Annotated in this window: 18 protein-coding genes; 12 read left to right on the forward strand and 6 right to left on the reverse strand. The window is 70.4% G+C overall.

All coding sequences use genetic code 11. The features are described 5' to 3' along the window. Positions 1-16 precede the first annotated feature (16 nt). Complete coding sequence (locus AC3IYJ_RS19660) at positions 17-475, reverse strand: ATP-binding protein (protein ID WP_489402585.1); 459 nt, start codon at positions 473-475, stop codon at positions 17-19. A gap of 191 nt (positions 476-666) precedes the next feature. On the opposite strand from AC3IYJ_RS19660, the gene AC3IYJ_RS19665 reads away from it, so the two are divergent. From AC3IYJ_RS19665 to AC3IYJ_RS19705, 9 genes are all read left to right on the forward strand, one after another. Continuing rightward, positions 667-1,488 (forward strand): hypothetical protein, encoded by an 822-nt coding sequence (locus AC3IYJ_RS19665; RefSeq protein ID WP_489402586.1) that lies wholly within the window; start codon positions 667-669, stop codon positions 1,486-1,488. A gap of 110 nt (positions 1,489-1,598) precedes the next feature. Then, on the forward strand, positions 1,599-2,309 hold the full coding sequence (locus AC3IYJ_RS19670) for a YcnI family copper-binding membrane protein (RefSeq protein WP_489402587.1): 711 nt from the start codon (positions 1,599-1,601) through the stop codon (positions 2,307-2,309). Between the two features lie 103 nt (positions 2,310-2,412). Continuing rightward, entirely contained in the window at positions 2,413-3,066 is a 654-nt protein-coding gene (locus AC3IYJ_RS19675) for an SCO family protein (RefSeq protein WP_489402588.1), read from the forward strand. Continuing rightward, positions 3,063-3,560 carry a copper chaperone PCu(A)C gene (locus AC3IYJ_RS19680; protein WP_489402589.1) on the forward strand — a complete coding sequence of 166 codons (498 nt, stop codon included), beginning with the start codon at positions 3,063-3,065 and terminating at the stop codon, positions 3,558-3,560. Before AC3IYJ_RS19675 ends, AC3IYJ_RS19680 begins: the two co-directional genes overlap by 4 nt. Before the next feature lie 22 nt (positions 3,561-3,582). Then, positions 3,583-5,589: a copper resistance protein CopC gene (locus tag AC3IYJ_RS19685; RefSeq protein WP_489402590.1), complete on the forward strand. Its 2,007-nt coding sequence runs from the start codon at positions 3,583-3,585 to the stop codon at positions 5,587-5,589. A 5-nt stretch (positions 5,590-5,594) separates the two neighbouring features. Then, entirely contained in the window at positions 5,595-6,893 is a 1,299-nt protein-coding gene (efeB, locus tag AC3IYJ_RS19690) for an iron uptake transporter deferrochelatase/peroxidase subunit (RefSeq protein WP_489402591.1), read from the forward strand. Between the two features lie 41 nt (positions 6,894-6,934). Next, positions 6,935-7,870, forward strand: coding sequence for a prephenate dehydratase (pheA, locus tag AC3IYJ_RS19695; protein ID WP_489402592.1), 936 nt, complete (start codon positions 6,935-6,937; stop codon positions 7,868-7,870). A 527-nt stretch (positions 7,871-8,397) separates the two neighbouring features. Continuing rightward, on the forward strand, positions 8,398-9,675 hold the full coding sequence (gene serS, locus AC3IYJ_RS19700) for a serine--tRNA ligase (protein WP_489402593.1): 1,278 nt from the start codon (positions 8,398-8,400) through the stop codon (positions 9,673-9,675). Next, on the forward strand, positions 9,672-10,484 hold the full coding sequence (locus AC3IYJ_RS19705) for an HAD family hydrolase (protein ID WP_489402594.1): 813 nt from the start codon (positions 9,672-9,674) through the stop codon (positions 10,482-10,484). Before serS ends, AC3IYJ_RS19705 begins: the two co-directional genes overlap by 4 nt. 141 nt (positions 10,485-10,625) lie before the next feature. On the opposite strand, the gene AC3IYJ_RS19710 is transcribed toward AC3IYJ_RS19705, so the two are convergent. From AC3IYJ_RS19710 to AC3IYJ_RS19730, 5 genes are all read right to left on the reverse strand, one after another. Continuing rightward, positions 10,626-11,285 (reverse strand): rhomboid-like protein, encoded by a 660-nt coding sequence (locus tag AC3IYJ_RS19710; protein ID WP_489402595.1) that lies wholly within the window; start codon positions 11,283-11,285, stop codon positions 10,626-10,628. Positions 11,286-11,412: 127 nt separating this feature from the next. Further along, a complete protein-coding gene (locus tag AC3IYJ_RS19715; RefSeq protein WP_489402596.1) occupies positions 11,413-12,132 on the reverse strand; it encodes an ABC transporter permease subunit in 720 nt (239 codons plus the stop codon). Positions 12,133-12,146: 14 nt separating this feature from the next. After that, complete coding sequence (locus AC3IYJ_RS19720; protein ID WP_489402597.1) at positions 12,147-13,058, reverse strand: ABC transporter ATP-binding protein; 912 nt, start codon at positions 13,056-13,058, stop codon at positions 12,147-12,149. Further along, entirely contained in the window at positions 13,055-13,942 is an 888-nt protein-coding gene (locus AC3IYJ_RS19725; protein ID WP_489402598.1) for an ABC transporter permease subunit, read from the reverse strand. The genes AC3IYJ_RS19720 and AC3IYJ_RS19725 overlap by 4 nt, the downstream gene beginning before the upstream one ends. Further along, positions 13,932-14,960 carry an ABC transporter ATP-binding protein gene (locus tag AC3IYJ_RS19730; protein ID WP_489402599.1) on the reverse strand — a complete coding sequence of 343 codons (1,029 nt, stop codon included), beginning with the start codon at positions 14,958-14,960 and terminating at the stop codon, positions 13,932-13,934. Before AC3IYJ_RS19730 ends, AC3IYJ_RS19725 begins: the two co-directional genes overlap by 11 nt. Before the next feature lie 227 nt (positions 14,961-15,187). On the opposite strand from AC3IYJ_RS19730, the gene AC3IYJ_RS19735 reads away from it, so the two are divergent. From AC3IYJ_RS19735 to AC3IYJ_RS19745, 3 genes are read left to right on the forward strand one after another with little or no spacing between them, the layout of a single operon-like run. Then, positions 15,188-16,045: a M24 family metallopeptidase gene (locus AC3IYJ_RS19735; protein ID WP_489402600.1), complete on the forward strand. Its 858-nt coding sequence runs from the start codon at positions 15,188-15,190 to the stop codon at positions 16,043-16,045. Then, positions 16,042-17,838, forward strand: a complete 1,797-nt coding sequence (locus AC3IYJ_RS19740; protein ID WP_489402601.1) for an SDR family oxidoreductase — start codon at positions 16,042-16,044, stop codon at positions 17,836-17,838. The genes AC3IYJ_RS19735 and AC3IYJ_RS19740 overlap by 4 nt, the downstream gene beginning before the upstream one ends. Beyond that, positions 17,835-18,740 (forward strand): metal-dependent hydrolase, encoded by a 906-nt coding sequence (locus tag AC3IYJ_RS19745; RefSeq protein ID WP_489402602.1) that lies wholly within the window; start codon positions 17,835-17,837, stop codon positions 18,738-18,740. Before AC3IYJ_RS19740 ends, AC3IYJ_RS19745 begins: the two co-directional genes overlap by 4 nt. Positions 18,741-18,743 lie beyond the last annotated feature (3 nt).

Below are 18,743 nucleotides of genomic sequence, written 5' to 3' on the forward strand. Positions count from 1 at the left end.
TTCGGATCTTGTCGGCCTAGGAGACCTTCAACAGCGAGTCGTCCCGCCACTTCAGCATCTTGTCGAAGCTCACCACGGCGCCCCGGCCCGGCCGGTTGCGGAACCGGACGTGGTCGGCGAGTTCCGCGATCAGGTGCAGGCCCCGGCCGTGCTCGGCCAGGGAGGGTCTGCGGCGGGCCACCGTCGAGGGCGGGAACCCCGGGCCCGAATCGCTCACCTCGATGCGGCAGCGGTCCCCGTCCAGGTAGGCCGTGACGTGGTACGCCCCGGCCCCTTCCGGAACGGAGCCGTGCGGCGCGGCTCCGCAGCCGCCGTGCTCCACCGCGTTCGCACATGCCTCGCTCAGCGCCACCGACAGGTCGAAGGAGATGTCCGGGTCCACCCCCGCGGTCTCCATCGTCCCCAGCAGCAGCCGCCTGGCAAGGGGCACGCTCGCTGCTTCGCGCCTCAAGTGGAGAGACCACCAGATGCTCATACGGTTACCTATTGCCGCCGGCGGCGGGGCGTAAGCCCCCGAAGGCCAAGAGAGCCCTCATTCGGCCGATGCGACGCTCCCGGGCGGCGGTGTATGCGGCGGTATGAGTCGACGTGACCGCGCCGGAAGGCGAAGCAACCTGCGCACCTGCCGTATGAAGCCGGTAAGCCCAGTGCGATGATGGCCCGGCCATGACTGCCCCCCACGCGACGCAGGCCGGACCCGGCCTGAGGCTGATCCGGACCGCGGTGTTCACCGCGGTCTGTGTCGTGCTGTCCGCGGTCGGGCACGCACTGGCCTCCTGCGCCACGGTGCCCTGGTGGTCGCTCTGCGCGGGTTTCCTCGCCGTCTTCGCGGTCGCCGCCCCCCTCTCGGGACGCCGCCGCTCGCTCCCCGGCATCGCCACCGCACTGGCCGCCGGACAGCTCGCACTGCACACGCTGTTCGGCCTCGGCCAGCACGGCGCCGCGGCCCCGGCGGCCGGCGCGGCCCCTTCCGACACCTCGCTCGCGGCGCTCGCCGCGCAACTGGTGTGCGGGGGCAACACCGTCCCGCTCGACCCGGCCGACGCCCGGCGGATCCTGGAGAGCGCCGGACTCGACCCGTCGGCCATGGCCGCTCAGGCCGGGGCCCAGGGCCACATGACGCACGCGCACATGGGGCAGGGCCTCGCGGAGCCGGCCACGGGGCTGCTCACTCCCGGCATGCTGGTCGGCCACCTGCTGGCCGCCCTGGCCGCCGGCTGGCTGCTCGGCCGCGGTGACGCCGCGCTGTTCCGGCTCCTCGAACTGTCCCGGCTCGCCGCGCTCTCCGCCGAAGCCGACCCGGTGCGCCCGCTGCGTGCCGCGCTGGCCTACGTACGGGCCCTCGGCGCCGGGCTCCCCGGCACGCCGCCCCGTACCCACCGGGCCGCCGGGACGGCCGCGGACCCCGCCGTCTCCACCGGCCGGGACGCACTCCAGCACACGGTGATCAGGCGCGGGCCGCCCACGGCGTTCGCCCTCGCAGCCTGACGCGGCACCTCTCCTCCCCGGGACGTTCGACGGGAGCACCGGTGCCGCGAACTCCGTGCGCGCCGCGCACGGAGCCACCGTCACCACAGCTTCCGTGGAGTGTTTCTGCCATGAAGACCTCTCGCGTCTCCTTCGCCGCCGCCCTCGCCGCCGGTACCGTCCTCCTCCTCTCCGGGACCGCCTTCGCCCACGTCGGCGTGCAGCCCGGCGAGGCCACCAAGGGCGGCTACGCGACGATCAACTTCAAGGTCCCCAACGAGCGCGACAACGCCTCGACCACTCAGCTCGAGGTCAACTTCCCGGCCGACCAGCCGCTGTCGTCCGTCATGCCGCAGGACGTTCCCGGCTGGACCGTGACCGTGGAGAAGAGCAAGCTCGACAAGCCGCTCACCGTGCACGGCAAGCAGATCAACGAGGCCGTCACCAAGGTGACCTGGTCGGGCGGCAAGATCGAGCCCGGCAAGTTCCAGCAGTTCCCGCTCTCCATCGGTCAGCTGCCCACCAACGCCGACAAGATGGTCTTCAAGGCGATCCAGACGTACGACAACAACGAGACCGTCCGCTGGATCGAAGAGGCCAAGGAAGGCGCGGCCGAGCCGGCCAACCCGGCCCCCGTCCTGAAGCTGACAGCCGCCCCCGCGGCCGGGGCCTCCGACCACCACGACGACGGTGACAAGAACAGCGCCGCTGACAAGACCGACCACACCGAGGCCGCCAAGAGCGGCTCCGACACGACCGCGCGGGCCCTGGGCATCGCCGGCATCGTGATCGGCCTCGGTGGCGTGGCCTTCGGCGTCGCCTCGCGCCGCCGCACCTCCTGACCTGCCGTACCAAGACACCGATCCCGCGTGTCGGGCCGGGCCTCCACGGCCCGGCCACGGCCGCCGATCCACCCGTACCAACCCCGATCCCAGGGACATTTCCATGCGCACCACACGTGTGACGGTCGCCGCCCTCCTGGCGGCGGCCGCCCTCACCCTGACCGCCTGCGGTGGTGAGCCGGCCAAGACCGGCAAGGTCACCCAGATCAGCGGAGGCCAGGCGAAAGCCGGCGCCGCGACCGTGCTCGACCGCCCCTTCGACAAGCCGGACGTCGTCCTGACAGACACCAACGGCAAGCCGTGGAACCTGCGCGAGCAGACCAAGGGCAAGCCGACGCTCATCTACTTCGGCTACACCAACTGCCCCGACGTGTGCCCCCTGACGATGAGCAACATCGCCGTCGCCAAGAAGGCACTCCCCAAGGCCGACCAGGAAAAGCTCCAGGTCGTCTTCGTCACCACCGACCCCGACCGGGACACTCCCGAATCCCTCGGCTCGTGGCTCAAGGCCCAGGACCCGGCATTCATCGGGCTGACCGGGGACTTCGCCAAGATCCAAGCCGCCGCGCGCACGCTCGGCATCGGTGTCGAGGCAGCCAAGAAGGAGGCCGACGGCAGCGTCGTCTCCATGCACGGCGCCCAGGTCATCGCGTTCTCCCCGAAGAACGACGAGGGGTACCTCCTCTACGGGGAGTCCGCCACCGTCGATGACTACACCAAGGACCTGCCGAAGATCATCAAGGGAGAGAACCCGTGAACACCCGCACCACCCGCACCCTCGCCGCCGCCCTCTCCCTGACGGCAGCGCTCGCCATATCCGGCTGTTCCTCGGACTCCAAGGACTCGGCCGCCTCCGCCGACTCCGGCGCCAAGCCGAAGCTGACGGTCAGCGGCGGCTACATGCCCGAGCCCGTCAACGACAAGATGGCCGGCGCGTTCATGGTCATCAAGAACGACTCCAAGACCGCCGACAAGCTGACCGGCGTCACGAGCACGCTCTCCGACGATCTTCAGATCCACGAGACCAAGGATCAGAAGATGCAGCAAGTGCAGTCCATGGAGGTGCCCGCGAACGGTGAGCTCAAGCTGGAACGCGGCGGCAGCCACGTCATGTTCATGGGCCTGAAGAACACCCCCAAGGTCGGCGACAAGGTCACCGTAGAGCTGCGCTTCGAGAAGGCCGACCCGGTCAAGGTCGAGCTGGACGTCAAGGAGCGCACGTACAAGGCACCGACCTCCAGCGACCACTGACGGACCGAGGGACTGACACGCCATGACGGCCACCGCCCCCGCCCCATCCGCGGCCCGCGTCCGTGCCACGGCGCTCCTGCCGCGGCTCACGCTGGTCCTCGCGGCCCTGCTCGCGGCCTTGTTCACCGCGGCCGGCCCGGCCTCGGCGCATGCCGCGCTGACCGCGAGCGACCCCAAGGACGGGGCGGTGGTCGCCACGGCGCCCGCCCAGGTCACCCTCTCGTTCTCGGAGGGGGTCGCCATGAACGGCGATTCCATCCGCGTACTGGACCCGCAGGGCAAGCGCGTCGACACCGGTGAACTGCGCGACCTCTGCAGCGGCAACGTCATCCGCTACGGCACCGCCCTGCGTCCCGGGCTGCCCGACGGCACCTACACGGTCGCCTGGCAGGCTGTATCGGCCGACAGCCATCCGGTCTCCGGCGCCTTCACCTTCTCCATCGGAGCCCCCTCCCAGACCGCCGTCACGCTCCCCGCGCAGACCGCGGGCGACGGGCCCGTCGCCATCGCCTACGACGTCGCGCGCTACGCCGCCTACGCCGGGTTCGCCTTGCTCGTCGGCGCCGCCTGCTTCATCCTGCTGTGCTGGCGCCGGGGCGCCGCCGAGCGACCGATGCAGAAGCTGGTCGTACGGGCCTGGGTCACGCTCACCGTGGCCACCCTCGCGATGCTGCTGCTCCGCAACCCCTACACGGGGTCCGGGAACTTCTCCGACGTCTTCGACCTCGCCGGGCTGAAGGCCGTTCTGGAGACCAAGTCCGGCGCCTCCCTCGTCTCGCGGCTGCTCCTCCTCGGCGCCGCCGCGCTCTTCATCGCCGTCCTGTTCGGCGCCTACGCGCGGCGCCACCAGAGCGGCGGGAGCACCGGCGGTACCGGCAGTTCCGGCAAGGGCTCCGCCAAGGCCGTGGAGGAGGACGCCGGCGGGGAGAGCGATCTCGTCTTCGGCCTCGCCGTTGGCGGGACCGTCGTCGCCGCCGGCATCGCCGCCACCTGGGCACTGGCCGAGCACGCTTCCACCGGCATCCAGCCCGCGCTCGCCATGCCCGTCGACATCCTGCACCTGCTGGCCGTCGCCACCTGGCTCGGCGGACTCACCGCGCTGCTCGTCGCCCTCCACAAGGTGCCGGGGATCGAGCGCGAGGCCATCCGGCGCTTCTCCACCGTCGCCTTCGTCAGCGTCCTCGTGCTCGCCGCCACCGGCACCTACCAGTCCTGGCGCCAGGTCGGCAGCTGGTCCGCCCTCACCGGGACCTCCTACGGGCAGCTCCTGCTCGTCAAGCTGGGCCTCGTCGGCGTCCTCGTCGGGATCGCCTCGGTCTCCCGGAAGTGGACCTCGCGGCTCGCCGAGTCCGCCCGGGCCGAGAAGCCGGTCAAGGCGAAGGCCAAGGCCAAGGCCGCCGCACAAGGCGATGTTTCACGTGAAACATCGCCCGCGCCGGCGTCCGCGTCCACCGACCCCAAGCGCGCCGCCCAGCTCGCCCGCCAGGGCGCCGCCCGGCGCACCGCCCAGGAGAAGCAGGCCCGGGACGCCGATCCGGACCGCGCGGGCCTGCGCCGGTCCGTGCTCGCCGAGGCGGGCGTCGCCGTGGTCCTGCTGGCCGTCACCACCGTCCTCACCAGCACCGAGCCCGGCCGTGCCGCCGAGCTGGAGACGAGCCGCGGCTCCAACGCCGCTGCCGTCCCCGACCGCGCGATCAAGATCACCCTCCCGTACGACACGGGCGGCCAGAACGGCAAGGGCTCGGTCCGGATCCAGCTGGACCCGGGCCGCGTCGGCGCGAACACCCTCCACGTGTGGGCGGAGACCCCCGACGGCCAGCCGGTGGACCTTCCCGAGGTCAAGGTCTCCTTCACCCTCGCGGCCAAGGACATCGGCCCGCTGCCCGTCGTCCCCGAACACGCCGCCCCCGGACACTGGAGCGCATCGGGCGTCCAGCTGCCACTGGCCGGCGACTGGCGGATCGACGTGACCGTCCGCACCTCCGACATCGACCAGACGACCGTCCAGAAGAACGTCAAGATCGGCTGACCAGCGTGACCCAGAACAGCGAGACCACCGAGAACACCACGGGCAGTCCCGACATCGAGATCTCCCGGCGCCGCCTGCTGGGCACCGTCGGCGCGGCGGGCGCCGCCGGGCTCGCGCTCGGCGCCACCGGCGGAGCGCTCGTGCATTCTGCGGTGGCCGGCACCGGGACGGCCGGCTCCGGGGGCGCCCCGGGCAGCCTCGCCTCCCTCGGCTCCACCCGGGTCGCCTTCGACGGGGACCACCAGGCCGGCATCACCACACCCCTCCAGGCCAAGGGCCACGTCCTCGCCTTCGATCTGGCGCCGGGTGCCGCCCGCACCGAGGCCGCCGCCCTGATGCGCCGCTGGTCCGACACCGCCCGGCGGCTGACCGCCGGAGAGGCCGCGCCGACCGCCGACACCGGGATCGCCCTCGACGCCGGGCCGTCCTCCCTCACCATCACCTTCGGCTTCGGCCACTCCTTCTTCGATCGCACCGGCCTCACCGCCCGCCGCCCCGCCGCCCTCGACCCGCTGCCGGACTTCTCCTCGGACCGGCTCGACGCCCAGCGCAGCAACGGCGACCTGTGGGTCCAGATCGGCGCCGACGACGGGCTGGTCGCCTTCCACGCGCTGCGGGCCCTGCAGAAGGACGTCGGGGACGCCGCCCGCCTGCGCTGGCAGATGAACGGCTTCAACCGCTCTCCCGGCGCCACCGCCACCCCCATGACCGCGCGCAACCTAATGGGCCAGGTCGACGGCACGAACAACCCGAAGCCCACGGAGGCCGATTTCGACAAGCGGATCTTCGTCCAGGGAACGGTGCCCGCCGAGCACTCCTGGATGGTCGGGGGCTCGTACGCGGTCGTACGCCGCATCCGCATGCTCCTCGACCACTGGGACCAGCAGTCGGTCGCCCAGCAGGAGCAGGTCATCGGCCGTACGAAGGCCACCGGCGCCCCGCTGACCGGGGGTCAGGAGACCACCCCCATGGACCTCGGCAAGTTCGGGGCCGACGGCAAGCCGGTCATCCCATCCAACGCCCACGCCCGGATCTCCGCCCCGGCGCAGAACGGCGGGGCCGCCATGCTCCGGCGCCCCTTCTCCTTCCACGACGGGACGGCTCCCGACGGGACCCCCGACGCGGGGCTCCTCTTCATCTGCTGGCAGGCCGACCCGGCGCGCGGTTTCGTCCCCGTGCAGCGCAAGCTCGACCGGGGCGACGCCCTGTCGGAGTTCATCCGGCACGAGTCCAGCGGCCTGTACGCGGTCCCGCCCGGCGCAGCCGCCGGGGAGTACGTGGGACAGCGGCTGCTCGAGGGATGAACAGCTCTGTGGCGTCGCGGGCCCGGCATTAGGCTGATCACATGTCGGCCACCCGCTTCACCTATCTCGGTCCCGAGGGCACCTTCACCGAAGCCGCCCTTCGCACCCTGCCCGAAGCCGCGACCCGGGAGCTCGTCCCGATGGTCTCGGTCCCAGCCGCCCTGGACGCCGTACGCAACGGCGAGGCCGCGGCGGCGCTGGTCCCGATCGAGAACTCGGTGGAGGGCGGGGTCACCTCGACCCTCGACGAGCTGGCCTCGGGCGAACCGCTGATGATCTACCGCGAGGTGCTGCTCCCGATCGCCTTCGCGCTGCTGGTCCGGCCGGGGACCAAGCTGTCGGACATCAAGACCGTCACCGGGCACCCGGTGGCCCAGCCACAGGTACGCAACTGGCTGCGGGCGAACCTGCCCGACGCGGTGTGGGAGTCGGCCGCTTCCAATGCCGACGGGGCCCGGCTGGTCCAGGAAGGCCGCTTCGACGCCGCCTTCGCGGGCGAGTTCGCGGCCGTCACCTACGGGCTGGTCCCGCTGGTCACCGAGATCCACGACGCGCAGAACGCGGAGACCCGCTTCGTGCTGGTGGGCCGCCCCGCCCGGCCGGCGGCGCCGACCGGCGCCGACAAGACCTCCGTCGTGCTGTGGATGGGTGACGACCGCCCCGGTGCACTGCTGGAGCTGCTCCAGGAGTTCGCCGTCCGCGGGGTGAACCTGATGCTGATCCAGTCGCGGCCGACCGGCGAGGGCATCGGCAACTACTGCTTCGCCGTGGACGCCGAAGGCCACATTTCCGACCGCCGGGTCGGGGAGGCACTCATGGGCCTCAAGCGCACCTGCCCGCAGATCCGCTTCCTCGGCTCGTACCCGCGCGCCGGCGTCGCTCAGGGTGACGTGCGTGCGGCCCGGTCGGGGACCTCGGACAGTGATTTCACGGCCGCCTCGGACTGGCTGACCCGTTGCCTCGACGGGCGCCCGTAGCGCTCTGTCCACTGTCCACAGAGTTATCCACAGGTAGAGATGCAGACCTGGGGACAAGTCGACAGAGCAGCATGACAAGGTCGACAAATCGGTCGGGTGGCCCAGGTTTCGCGCTGGGGAGCGGAGGGTGAACGGCGTCACCCCTGCACCACCGATCAACTCTTTGGGGCGAGCCATTCCCACCCGAATGAGTGTGTGAGGGTGGTTTGAACCCCGATTGACCCTGCTCGCTCCGCGGACAGGATTGATCTATTCCTGTATCCACAGATGCGGCACACAGCCTGTGGATAAGCCGGTGCGGCGGGGAATTCCTGTGGACAAGGAACGGCCTCCAGCCCTGCTCAGGAGCTGCCCGATCGCGGCCCCCGTACCCCTTTTCGGGGAATGGGGCCACTTTTATCGACCTCGGAGGAAGGGACACTTCCGGCCGCCCGTCGGAAGTTTTCCATTCGCGGCAATTGGGACAAAGTGACACGCAGCGTGATATCGGTGCGGTGCTGCGAAGCCCGGCCCGGTAGCCTGGAGGGGTGATTGACCTCCGGCTGCTCCGTGAAGACCCTGACCGTGTCCGCGCCTCGCAGCGCGCCCGTGGAGAGGACGTCGCACTCGTCGACGCACTGCTCTCCGCCGACGAGCGCCGCAGGTCCTCCGGCATGCGATTCGACGAACTCCGCAACGAGCAGAAGTCGCTCGGCAAGCTCATTCCCAAGGCCTCTCCGGAGGAGCGGGCCGAGCTGCTGAAGAAGGCCGATCAGCTCAAGCAGGATGTGAAGGCCGCCGAAGCCGAGCAGAACGAGGCGGACGAAGCCGCCAAGACGCTGCTCCTCCAGCTCGGCAACATCGTCCACGAGGACGTGCCCGTCGGCGGCGAAGAGGACTTCACCGTCCTGGAGACGCACGGCACCATCCGGGACTTCGGCGCCGAGGGCTTCGAGCCCAAGGACCACCTGGAGCTCGGCGAGTCCCTGGGCGCCATCGACGTCGAGCGCGGTGCCAAGGTCTCCGGCTCGCGCTTCTACTACCTCACCGGTGTGGGCGCCCTGCTCGAGCTCGCGCTCGTCAACGCGGCCATCGCACAGGCCACCGAGGCCGGCTTCGTCCCGATGCTCACCCCCGCGCTGGTCCGCCCGCGCGCCATGGAGGGCACCGGCTTCCTCGGCCAGGCCGCGGAGAACGTGTACCACCTGGAGGGCGACGACCTCTACCTGGTCGGCACCTCCGAGGTCCCGCTTGCCGCGTACCACATGGACGAGATCATCGACGTGGACAAGCTGCCGCTGCGCTACGCCGGCTTCTCCCCGTGCTTCCGCCGCGAGGCCGGCACGTACGGCAAGGACACCCGCGGCATCTTCCGCGTCCACCAGTTCGACAAGGTCGAGATGTTCTCGTACGTCGCGCCGGAGGAGGCCGAGGCCGAGCACCAGCGGCTCCTGGAGTGGGAGAAGCAGTGGCTGACCAGCCTCGAGCTGCCCTTCCAGGTGATCGACGTGGCCACCGGCGACCTGGGCTCCTCCGCCTCCCGCAAGTTCGACTGCGAGGCGTGGATCCCCACCCAGGGCAAGTACCGCGAGCTGACCTCCGCCTCGAACTGCGACGGCTTCCAGGCCCGCCGCCTGTCGGTCCGCTACCGCGACGGCAAGAAGACCGCGCCGCTGTCCACGCTGAACGGCACCCTGTGCGCGGTCCCGCGCACGATCGTCGCGATCCTGGAGAACCACCAGCAGGCCGACGGTACGGTCCGGGTGCCCCCGGTGCTCCGTCCCTACCTGGGCGGCCGCGAATTCCTGGAGCCGATCGCCAAGTGAGCACGGCCCCGTTCCCGTACAAGCTCGTCGCGACCGACCTCGACGGCACGCTGCTGCGTGACGACGACACCGTCTCGGAGCGCACCCGTGAGGCGCTCGTCGCCGCCGGTGCAGCCGGCGCGGCGCACATCATCGTCACCGGCCGCGCCGTGCCCTGGACCCGGCACGTCCTCGACGACCTCGGCTACAAGGGCATCGCGGTCTGCGGTCAGGGCGCGCAGGTCTACGACGCGGGCGCGCACCGGCTGCTGACCTCGGTGACGCTCGACCGGAAACTGGCCGCCCTCGCGCTGGAGAAGATCGAGGCCGAGGTGGGTCCGCTGGCCCTGGCCGCCAGCCGGGACGGGGTCGAGGGCGAAGTCCTGTTCGGCCCCGGCTACCAGGTGCAGGAGGGTCTTCCGGCGATCTACCTGGAGGACACCGCCGAGGTCTGGACGGCTCCGCTGAACAAGCTGTACATCCAGCACCCCGAGCTGGACGAGGACAGCCTCGTCGAGGTGGCCCGGCAGACCGTGGGCAATCTGGTCGGCATCGTCATGGCCGGTCCGGGTGTCGTGGAGATCCTGCCTCTGGGGCTGAGCAAGGCCACCGGCCTCTCGCTGGCCGCGCGCCGGCTGGGGGTGAAGGCGGCCGAGACGATCGCCTTCGGCGACATGCCCAACGACATCCCGATGTTCGGCTGGGCCGCGCACGGGGTGGCGATGGCCAATGCCCACGTGGAGCTGAAGGCGGTGGCCGACGAGGTGACCACTTCCAACCAGCAGGACGGCATCGCGGTCGTCCTGGAGCGTCTGCTGGGCGCCGCCTAGCCCAGCACGGAATTGCGGAAAGGTCCGGAACAGCCCGCGCCTGAGGCGCGCTCGAAGTGGCTGTTCCGGACCTTCTTGTTACTCCCCGCACCGCTCACTCTGCCCTCGGCGAAGGTGGCGTACCAGCGAATTTCGTCCGGGTCATGTTTCACGTGAAACATGCTCGTCGTGCTTGCGCGGGTGCGGGTGGCGGGTCAGCGGCCAGGCGAGCAGGCCCACCGCGAGGGCGATGGCGTGGCCCAGGTCGGTGAAGGTGCCGCCGGTGGCGAGGGGGAGCCCGAAGAAGGCCAAGGAGCCCGCCAGGTAGAACCATCGCCAGGGGTTGGGGAGGCGGTAGGTCAGCACCCCTACGGCGGTCGCGAGCCCGTAGCTGACGCCGATGTCGACGACGTGGACCATGCTGCGCGGGGCCCGGTTGTCCCGGATGGCCATCAGGACGACCCGCTGGCTGAGCAGGGTGGCCGTGATGTGGCCGGTCGCGACGATCAGGAGCCAGCGCATGGTGCCGAGCCAGCGTTCCACGTTGGCGTGGAAGATTTCGAAGAGCAGGACGTAGAGGGGGAGCGAGGCCGGGTTCTCGATCCAGAAGGCGCTGCTGAGCAGGGCTCTGATGGGGTGCCGGGCCAGCTCGTGGATGTTGCTGCTGTTGCGGTGGAGCAGGATGTGTTCGAGGTGGTTGGGCACGACCACGACGACGATGCTCGTGACGGCGATGATCAGCAACCAGATGTGGGTACCGGGCGCTGACCGTATCCAGGACCTCACGGGCCTGGACGGCTCGGGCTCGGTGCGCTTGATCATGCCCCGATGATGCCGCGCAAACCTGTGCCCCGCCTGGCCGGTAGGCCGGGCGGGGCACAGGTTTTGCGGGGATTTGGCCACACGGGCCGCGCTCTGACGCGATGGCCCCGCTGTGGCGGCGCGGATCCTACTCCTCGCCCGCCAGGGTGAGGCGGCGCAGCCGCTGGCCGGCGTAGACGGTGGCGCCGACGGTGACCGCCACGAGCAGGATCACCGCGGTGGGCAGGCCGACGGTGGCGTCCACGTACCCCTCGCCCGCGACCTTCTGCGCGAGGGCGAGCGCCCACTGCTGGACACTGAGGGTCTTGGCACCGGCCACCAGGCTGCCGAAGAGGGACTCCCAGATCAGCGCGTAGACGAGGCCGAAGACGACCGCGTGCCGGCTCACGGTGCCCAGCAGCAGGAACAGCGCGCTGTAGGCCACCGAGGCGATGAGGGCGGCGACGGTGTAGGCCACGGCGATCTGCTGGCCGTTGCCGTTGAGGATGAAGCCGGCGATCAGGGTGGGGATCGCGGAGAAGACCATGGTGACGGCGATCGCGACGATCAGCTTGGTCATGATGATCGTCGGTCGCTTCACCGGCTTGGAGAGCAGGTAGACGATCGAGCCGTCGTCGATCTCCGGGCCGATGGCTCCCGTTCCGGCGATGACACCGATCAGCGGGACCATCGTGGCCAGTGCGAATCCGCCGAGGAGGTCGGCTGCGACCTTGTCGTCCAGGCCCGTGAAGGCGCGGACGGCGATGGAGATGACGATCAGCAGGGCGGGCAGCGCGAGGAGGATCAGCGCGCGGCGGCGGCCGAGCAGGGCCCGGTAGGTGAGCCGGGCAACAGTGGGGTTGTACATGGATGCCAGCTCCTTCAGGCCGCGACGAGGTAGGAGAAGACCGATTCGAGGGACTCGTCGGAGGGCGAGACCGTCATCAGCCGGATGCCGTGCGCGCGGGCGACCCGCGGCAGCAGCTCGGTGAAGCGCCCGAAGTCGACGGCCTGGATGCGCAGGGCGCCTTCCTTGAGGTCTACCTCGATCCCCGCGGTGGACGGGTCGGCGATCAGGGCCGCGGCGAGGGCCCGGTCGTCGGAGGAACGGACGAGGTAGCGGTGCGGGCGGTCCGTCATCAGGCGGCGGATCTTGCGGAAGTCGCCGGAGGCCGCGTGCCGGCCGGCGACGACCACCTCGATGTGGGAGGCGAGCTGCTCGACCTCCTCCAGGATGTGCGAGGAGAACAGCACGGTGCGGCCGGAGTCGCCCATCCGCCGCAGCAGGTCCATCAGCTGCATGCGCTGGCGCGGGTCCATGCCGTTGAACGGCTCGTCGAGTAGCAGCACCGAGGGGTCGTGGACCAGGGCGGAGGCCATCTTCACGCGCTGGCGCATGCCCTTGGAGTACGTGGAGATCTTGCGGTCCTGCGCGTACTCCATCTCGACGGTGGCCAGTGCCCGCTGGGCCGCCAGGTCGTCGAGGCCGTGCAGCTCGGCGTTGGCGACGACGAACTCCCGGCCAGTGAGGAAGTCGTACATGGCCTCGCGCTCGGGCACGACGCCGATCTGCTTGTAGACCTGCTCGTTGCGCCAGATCGGCGTGCCGTCGAGGGTGACGGTGCCGGTGGAGGGTGCCAGGAAGCCGCCCATCATGTTGATGAGGGTGGACTTTCCGGCGCCGTTGGGACCCAGCAGGCCGGTGACTCCGGGACCGATGCGCATGGTCACGTCGTTGACGGCGACGACGTTCCCGAACCAGCGGGAGGTGTGGTCGATGTCGATGATGGTCACAGCCCGGCCTTCCGGTAGCGGGCCATCAGGGCGGCGTAGGAGCCGGCGATGAGGGCGAGGATGACGATCAGGTAGACGGCGCCGACGGCGGTCGAGGGACCGTCGCCGCCGGGGAAGGCGGAGGTGGCGCCGAGGAACGATGCCTGGAACCCGTCGATGAGCGTGATCGGGGAGAACAGCCCCAGCCACTCGACGACGCCGGCCGAACCGGTGTTGAAGGCGATGCCCTGGACGGCTGCCACGGCGCCGAAGGGGATCAGGAGCACGGCGATGATGGCGGCGACGCCGAATCCGCGGCGCGGGGTGAGCGCGGCCATGACCAGGCCGAGGCCGGAGAAGAGCAGCGACAGCAGGAGTACCGACACCAGTCCCTGTCCGAATCCCTTGGTCTGGTCGCCGAAGTCGAACTTGGCGAGCAGCGAGCCGACGTACATGATCACCAGCGGGGTGGCGGTGAGGATGAACAGTGCCGAGGCCATGGCCGCGTACTTGGCGAGCACGTAGTCGACGCGCTCGATCGGCCGCGAGAAGTAGAGCGGCACGGTCTTGAAGCGGAGGTCGCGGGAGACCGACTGCGGTGCCTGCGAGGCGAGGTAGAGGCCGATGATCACCTGGGTGGTCAGGGCGTACGTCGTGTACTTGATCGGCAGGTCGGTGGAGCCGGGCACGGCGATCGCGACCGCGACGAGGATCAGCGCGGGGACGCACATCACCGCGAAGAGCAGCATCGGCAGCACCTTGGACTTGGCCGAGCGGCCCAGCCCGTACGCGCCGCGCAGGGACTGCGCGAACAGCGACTTGCGGGCGTAGGCGCGGCCGAGCCGGGGGCCGTCGTAGGACCGGTAGCCGATGTTGTGGATCTGGGTCGAGGTGTCAGGCGCCATCGGAACCGGCTCCCTTCTGCTGGGTGGCTGCCCAGGCGGCGGCCTGGGCGGACTGGGCTGCGGCCTGAGCGGCCGAGGCGTCGCTTTCGCGGAAGACCTCCGCGATGTGGTGGCGGCGCTGTTCCATGCGGACCAGGCCGATGCCGAGGTCGGCGACGGTGTCGCGGACGGTGTCGTACGTCGCCTCGCCGGTGGCCTCGACGAGGAGGATGTGGCCGGCGCCGGGCAGGCCCGCCTCCTCTCCCGCATGCAGCGTGACACCGGCCTCGGTGAGCGCCTTGCGCAGGGCGGCGGTGCCGTCCGGATGGGTGTCGGAGTCGGTGACCTCGACCGCGAGGGTCGTGGTGGTCTGGGTGAAGTCGCTGGTGGAGCTGGAGCGCAGCAGCTTGCCGCCGTCGACGACCACGACGTGGTCGCAGGTCCGCTCCAGCTCGCCGAGGAGGTGGGAGGTGACCAGGACCGAGATGCCGAAGTCGGTGTAGATGCGGCGGATCAGGCCGAGCATCTCGTCGCGGCCGACCGGGTCGAGTCCGTTGGTGGGCTCGTCGAGGAGGACCAGTTGTGGGTCGTGGACCAGTGCCTGGGCGAGCTTGACGCGCTGCTTCATGCCCGTGGAGTAGCCGCCGATGGGGCGGTAGCGCTCCTCGTACAGGCCCACGTGGCGCAGGGTGTCCGCGGTGCGCTCGCGGGCGGCGGTCGGCGGGAGCCCGGACATGCGCGCCATGTGCACGACGAACTCGGTGGCCGAGACGTCGGGGGGCAGGCAGTCGTGCTCGGGCATGTAGCCGACGCGTTCCCGGATGGCGCTGCCGTGGGTGGCTACGTCGAGTCCGAGCACCGCGGCGGTGCCCTCGGTGGCGGGGGAGAGTCCCAGCAGAATCTTGATCAGCGTGGACTTGCCGGCTCCGTTGGCGCCCACGAGGCCGGTTACTCCGGGCCCGATGTCCAGGGAGAGCCGGTCGAGGGCGGTCACTCGGGGGTACCGCTTGCTCAGGCTTTCGGTCGCGATGACAGTCACGTGAACGACGTTAGTGGCGCTACCCGCGCGGATCGTCAGACCTGGAGCTCGATCCTTTCTCCGCCTTCAGGACTACGGACCCTGACAGAAGGCTGACTCAGGGCTGACGCGCACCGGACAAGTTTGTCCACAGGTCCGTGCACGGGCCTTGACGTGACCTCCGGTCATTGTCACATTCATCAGTGTCAAGTTACGGGCGCGTACGGCTATACGGACGGACGGCTGGCATGGCTGGGGACACCAAGCAACGCACCACAGAACTCTCCGCCGAACTGCGCGGGTTCAAGGAAGTGCAGCGCCTCTCCTACGAGTGCGCGGAGGCCGTCGCGGCGCAGCTGCGCCCCGGGGTGACCGAGCGCGAGGCCGCGCGGATGCAGCGCGACTGGCTGCGTGAGCGCGGGGTGCGGGACTGGTTCCACATGCCGTTCGCGTGGTTCGGCGACCGTACCGCCTTCACCGACTTCAAGATCCCGCTGCAGTTCTTCCCGACGAACCGGGCCCTGGAGCCGGGGATGCCGTTCATCCTCGACATGGCCCCGGTCTACAAGGGCTACACCGCGGACATCGGGTACTCGGGCAGCCTCGGCCTCAATCCGGTGCAGGACCGGCTCATGTCCGACCTCAGGGCGCACCGCGCGCTGATCCTGGACCAGGTGCGCGAGCGCCGTTCCCTGCGCGACATCTACGAGGACGTCGAGCGGCTGATGATCAGACAGGGGTACGCGAACCGGCACCGGGCCTACCCCTTCGGCGTGATCGCGCACAAAATAGACCGGGTCAAGGAGCGGAGCTGGTCGCCGACCGCGTTCGGGTTCGGCACCCAGGCCCTGAAGGGGCTGGTCTCGGACGCCCTGCACGGTCACCGCGCGGGCTGGTCCCCGTTGTGGAGTCCGTACCACTTCTCCGACCACCCGCCGCAGCCCGGCCTGTGGGCGGTGGAACCGCACCTGGGCTTCCGGGGCACCGGCGCCAAGTTCGAGGAGATCCTGGTGGTCACCGACTCCCAGGACCCCGAAGAAAGCGCGTTCTGGCTGGACGACGATCTGCCGCACGTGCGGCGCTGGGCTGAGGAGAAGACGGCATGAGCGGCACGGAATTCGGCACGGCGTCCGGAACGGCTCTCGCGGGGGCGCGCGAGCGCTGGGTGAGCACGGGCGGGGTCGAGCTGTGCGTGGTCGAGCTCGGTGACCCCGAGCTGGCGACCGTGATCCTGGTGCACGGGTACCCGGACAGCAAGGAGGTCTGGTCCGATGTCGCCGAGCGGCTGGCCTCCCGCTTCCACATCGTGCTCTACGACGTACGGGGCCACGGGCGCTCCACGGCCCCGCAGCCGCTGCGCGGCGGCTTCACCCTGGAGAAGCTGACCGACGACTTCCTGGCAGTGGCCGACGCGGTCAGCCCGGACCGCCCGGTGCACCTGGTCGGCCACGACTGGGGCTCAGTACAGGGCTGGGAGTTCGCGACGGTCGCCCGCACCGAGGGCCGCATCGCTTCCTTCACCTCGATGTCCGGGCCCTCCCTCGACCACTTCGGGCACTGGATCAAGAAGCGGATGGCGCGCCCCACCCCGCGCCGGGTGGCCCAGCTGCTGAACCAGGGCGCCAAGTCCTGGTACGTCTACATGCTGCACACGCCGGTGCTGCCGGAGCTCGCCTGGCGCGGGCCGCTCGGCAAGCAGTGGCCGAAGCTGATCCAGCGGATGGAGAAGATCCCGGCCGACGGGTACCCCACGGCCTCGCTGCCCAGCGACGCCGCGCACGGCGCCTGGCTCTACCGGGACAACGTCCGGCCGCGGATGCGCCGGCCGCGCTCCGACGCGTACGCGCACACCCCGGTCCAGCTGATCACCCCCACCGGGGACGCCTTCCTCTCCGAGCGGCTCTACGACGAGCTGGAGCTGTGGGCCCCCGACCTGGTCAGGCGCACCCTGCCGGCCAAGCACTGGGTGCCCAGGACCCGGCCCGACCAGCTGGCCGCCTGGATCACCGAGTTCGTCACCGCCCGGGAGGAGCCCGCCACGCGGGTGCCCGAGCAGAAGGCGCCGGGCAGGTACGCGGACCGCTTCGGCGGCCAGCTGGTCCTGGTCACCGGAGCCGCCAGCGGCATCGGCCGGGCCACCGCCTTCGCTTTCGCCGAGGCCGGCGCCCGCGTGGTGTGCGTGGACCGGGACGCCGAGGGCGCGGCGCGCACCGCGGACATGGCCCGCCTGGTCGGCTCGCCGCAGGCGTGGGGCGAATGCGTGGACGTCAGCGACGAGCAGGCGATGGAGAAGCTCGCGGCAAAGGTGGCCGCCGAGTACGGGATCGTGGACGTCCTGGTCAACAACGCCGGGATCGGCCTGTCGGGGCCGTTCCTGGAGACGAGCTCCGAGGACTGGAAGAAGGTCCTCGACGTCAATCTGTGGGGTGTCATCCACGGCTGCCGGATCTTCGGCAAGCAGATGGCCGAGCGCGGTCAGGGCGGGCACATCGTCAACACCGCTTCCGCCGCCGCCTATCTGCCCTCGAAGACCCTGCCCGCCTACAGCACTTCCAAGGCCGCGGTGCTGATGCTCAGCGAGTGCCTGCGCGCGGAACTGGCATCGAAGTCGATCGGGGTCTCGGCGATCTGCCCCGGCATCGTCAACACCAACATCACCGCCACTTCCCGGTTCGCCGGGGTGGACGAGGCCGAGGAGAAGCGCCGCCAGCAGAAGTCCTCCCGCCTCTACGGGCTGCGCAACTTCCCGCCGGAGAAGGTCGCCGACGCGATCCTGCTCGCGGTGGTGAAGAACCAAGCCGTGGTTCCGGTGACTCCCGAGTCCAAGGGCGCCCTGTGGATGTCCCGCTTCGCGCCGGGCACCCTGAGGCGGTTGGCGAAGCTGGAGCCCAAGCTGTGAGCGGGGCCCCGTACACGATCGCCCCGCGACGCGTGGCCTTCGACTGGAGGACCACCCCGCTGCACTGGATACCGGACGAGCCCACCGCCACCCACGTCATCAACGTGCTGCACCTGCTGCTGCCCGCCGGGGAACGGTGGTTCGTGAAGGTCTTCAAGGAAGGCCTTCCGCTGGTCACCGACCCCGAGCTGCGCAAGGCGGTGAAGGGGTTCATGGGCCAGGAGGCCACGCACAGCGTGCAGCACTCCTACGTCCTGGACCACCTCGCCGAACAGCAGCTGCCCACCGCGGCGTACACGAAGTACGTGGACATCCTCTTCGAGAAGCTGCTGGGGGAGACCCCGCCGTTCGGTGCGCCCGTCACCGCGCAGGAGTGGCTGCGCTTCCGCCTCTCCCTGGTCGCCGCGATCGAGCAGTTCACGGCGGTCCTCGGGGACTGGGTGCTCAGTGCCGAAGGGCTGGACCGGGCCGGCGCGGACGAGATCATGCTCGACCTGCTGCGCTGGCACGGCGCGGAGGAGGTGGAGCACCGCTCCGTCGCCTTCGACATGTACCAGCACTGCGGCGGCGCGGGGCTGCCCCGCTACGCGCGCCGCGTCGAGGGCATGGTCGTGGTGGCCCCGGTGCTGGCCTGGCTGTGGGTGTGGGGGACCTCGTACCTCCTGCGCAACGACCCGCAACTGCCGGGCCGGGCGCGCTATTCGCTGCGCGAACACAACCGTGCCGTGGCCAAGGGACTCCTGCCCACCTGGAGAGAGCTCGGCATGGCCATACCCCGCTACTTCCGGCGGTCGTACCATCCCTCGCAGGAGGGCTCGCTGCGCAGGGCGGTCGAGCACCTCGCGGCTTCGCCTGCCGCACGGACCGCGGCAGGCGCGGTCGGCCGAGCCGCCATGTCGTAGGGA

The organism is Streptomyces sp. GL_140 (assembly GCF_057834465.1).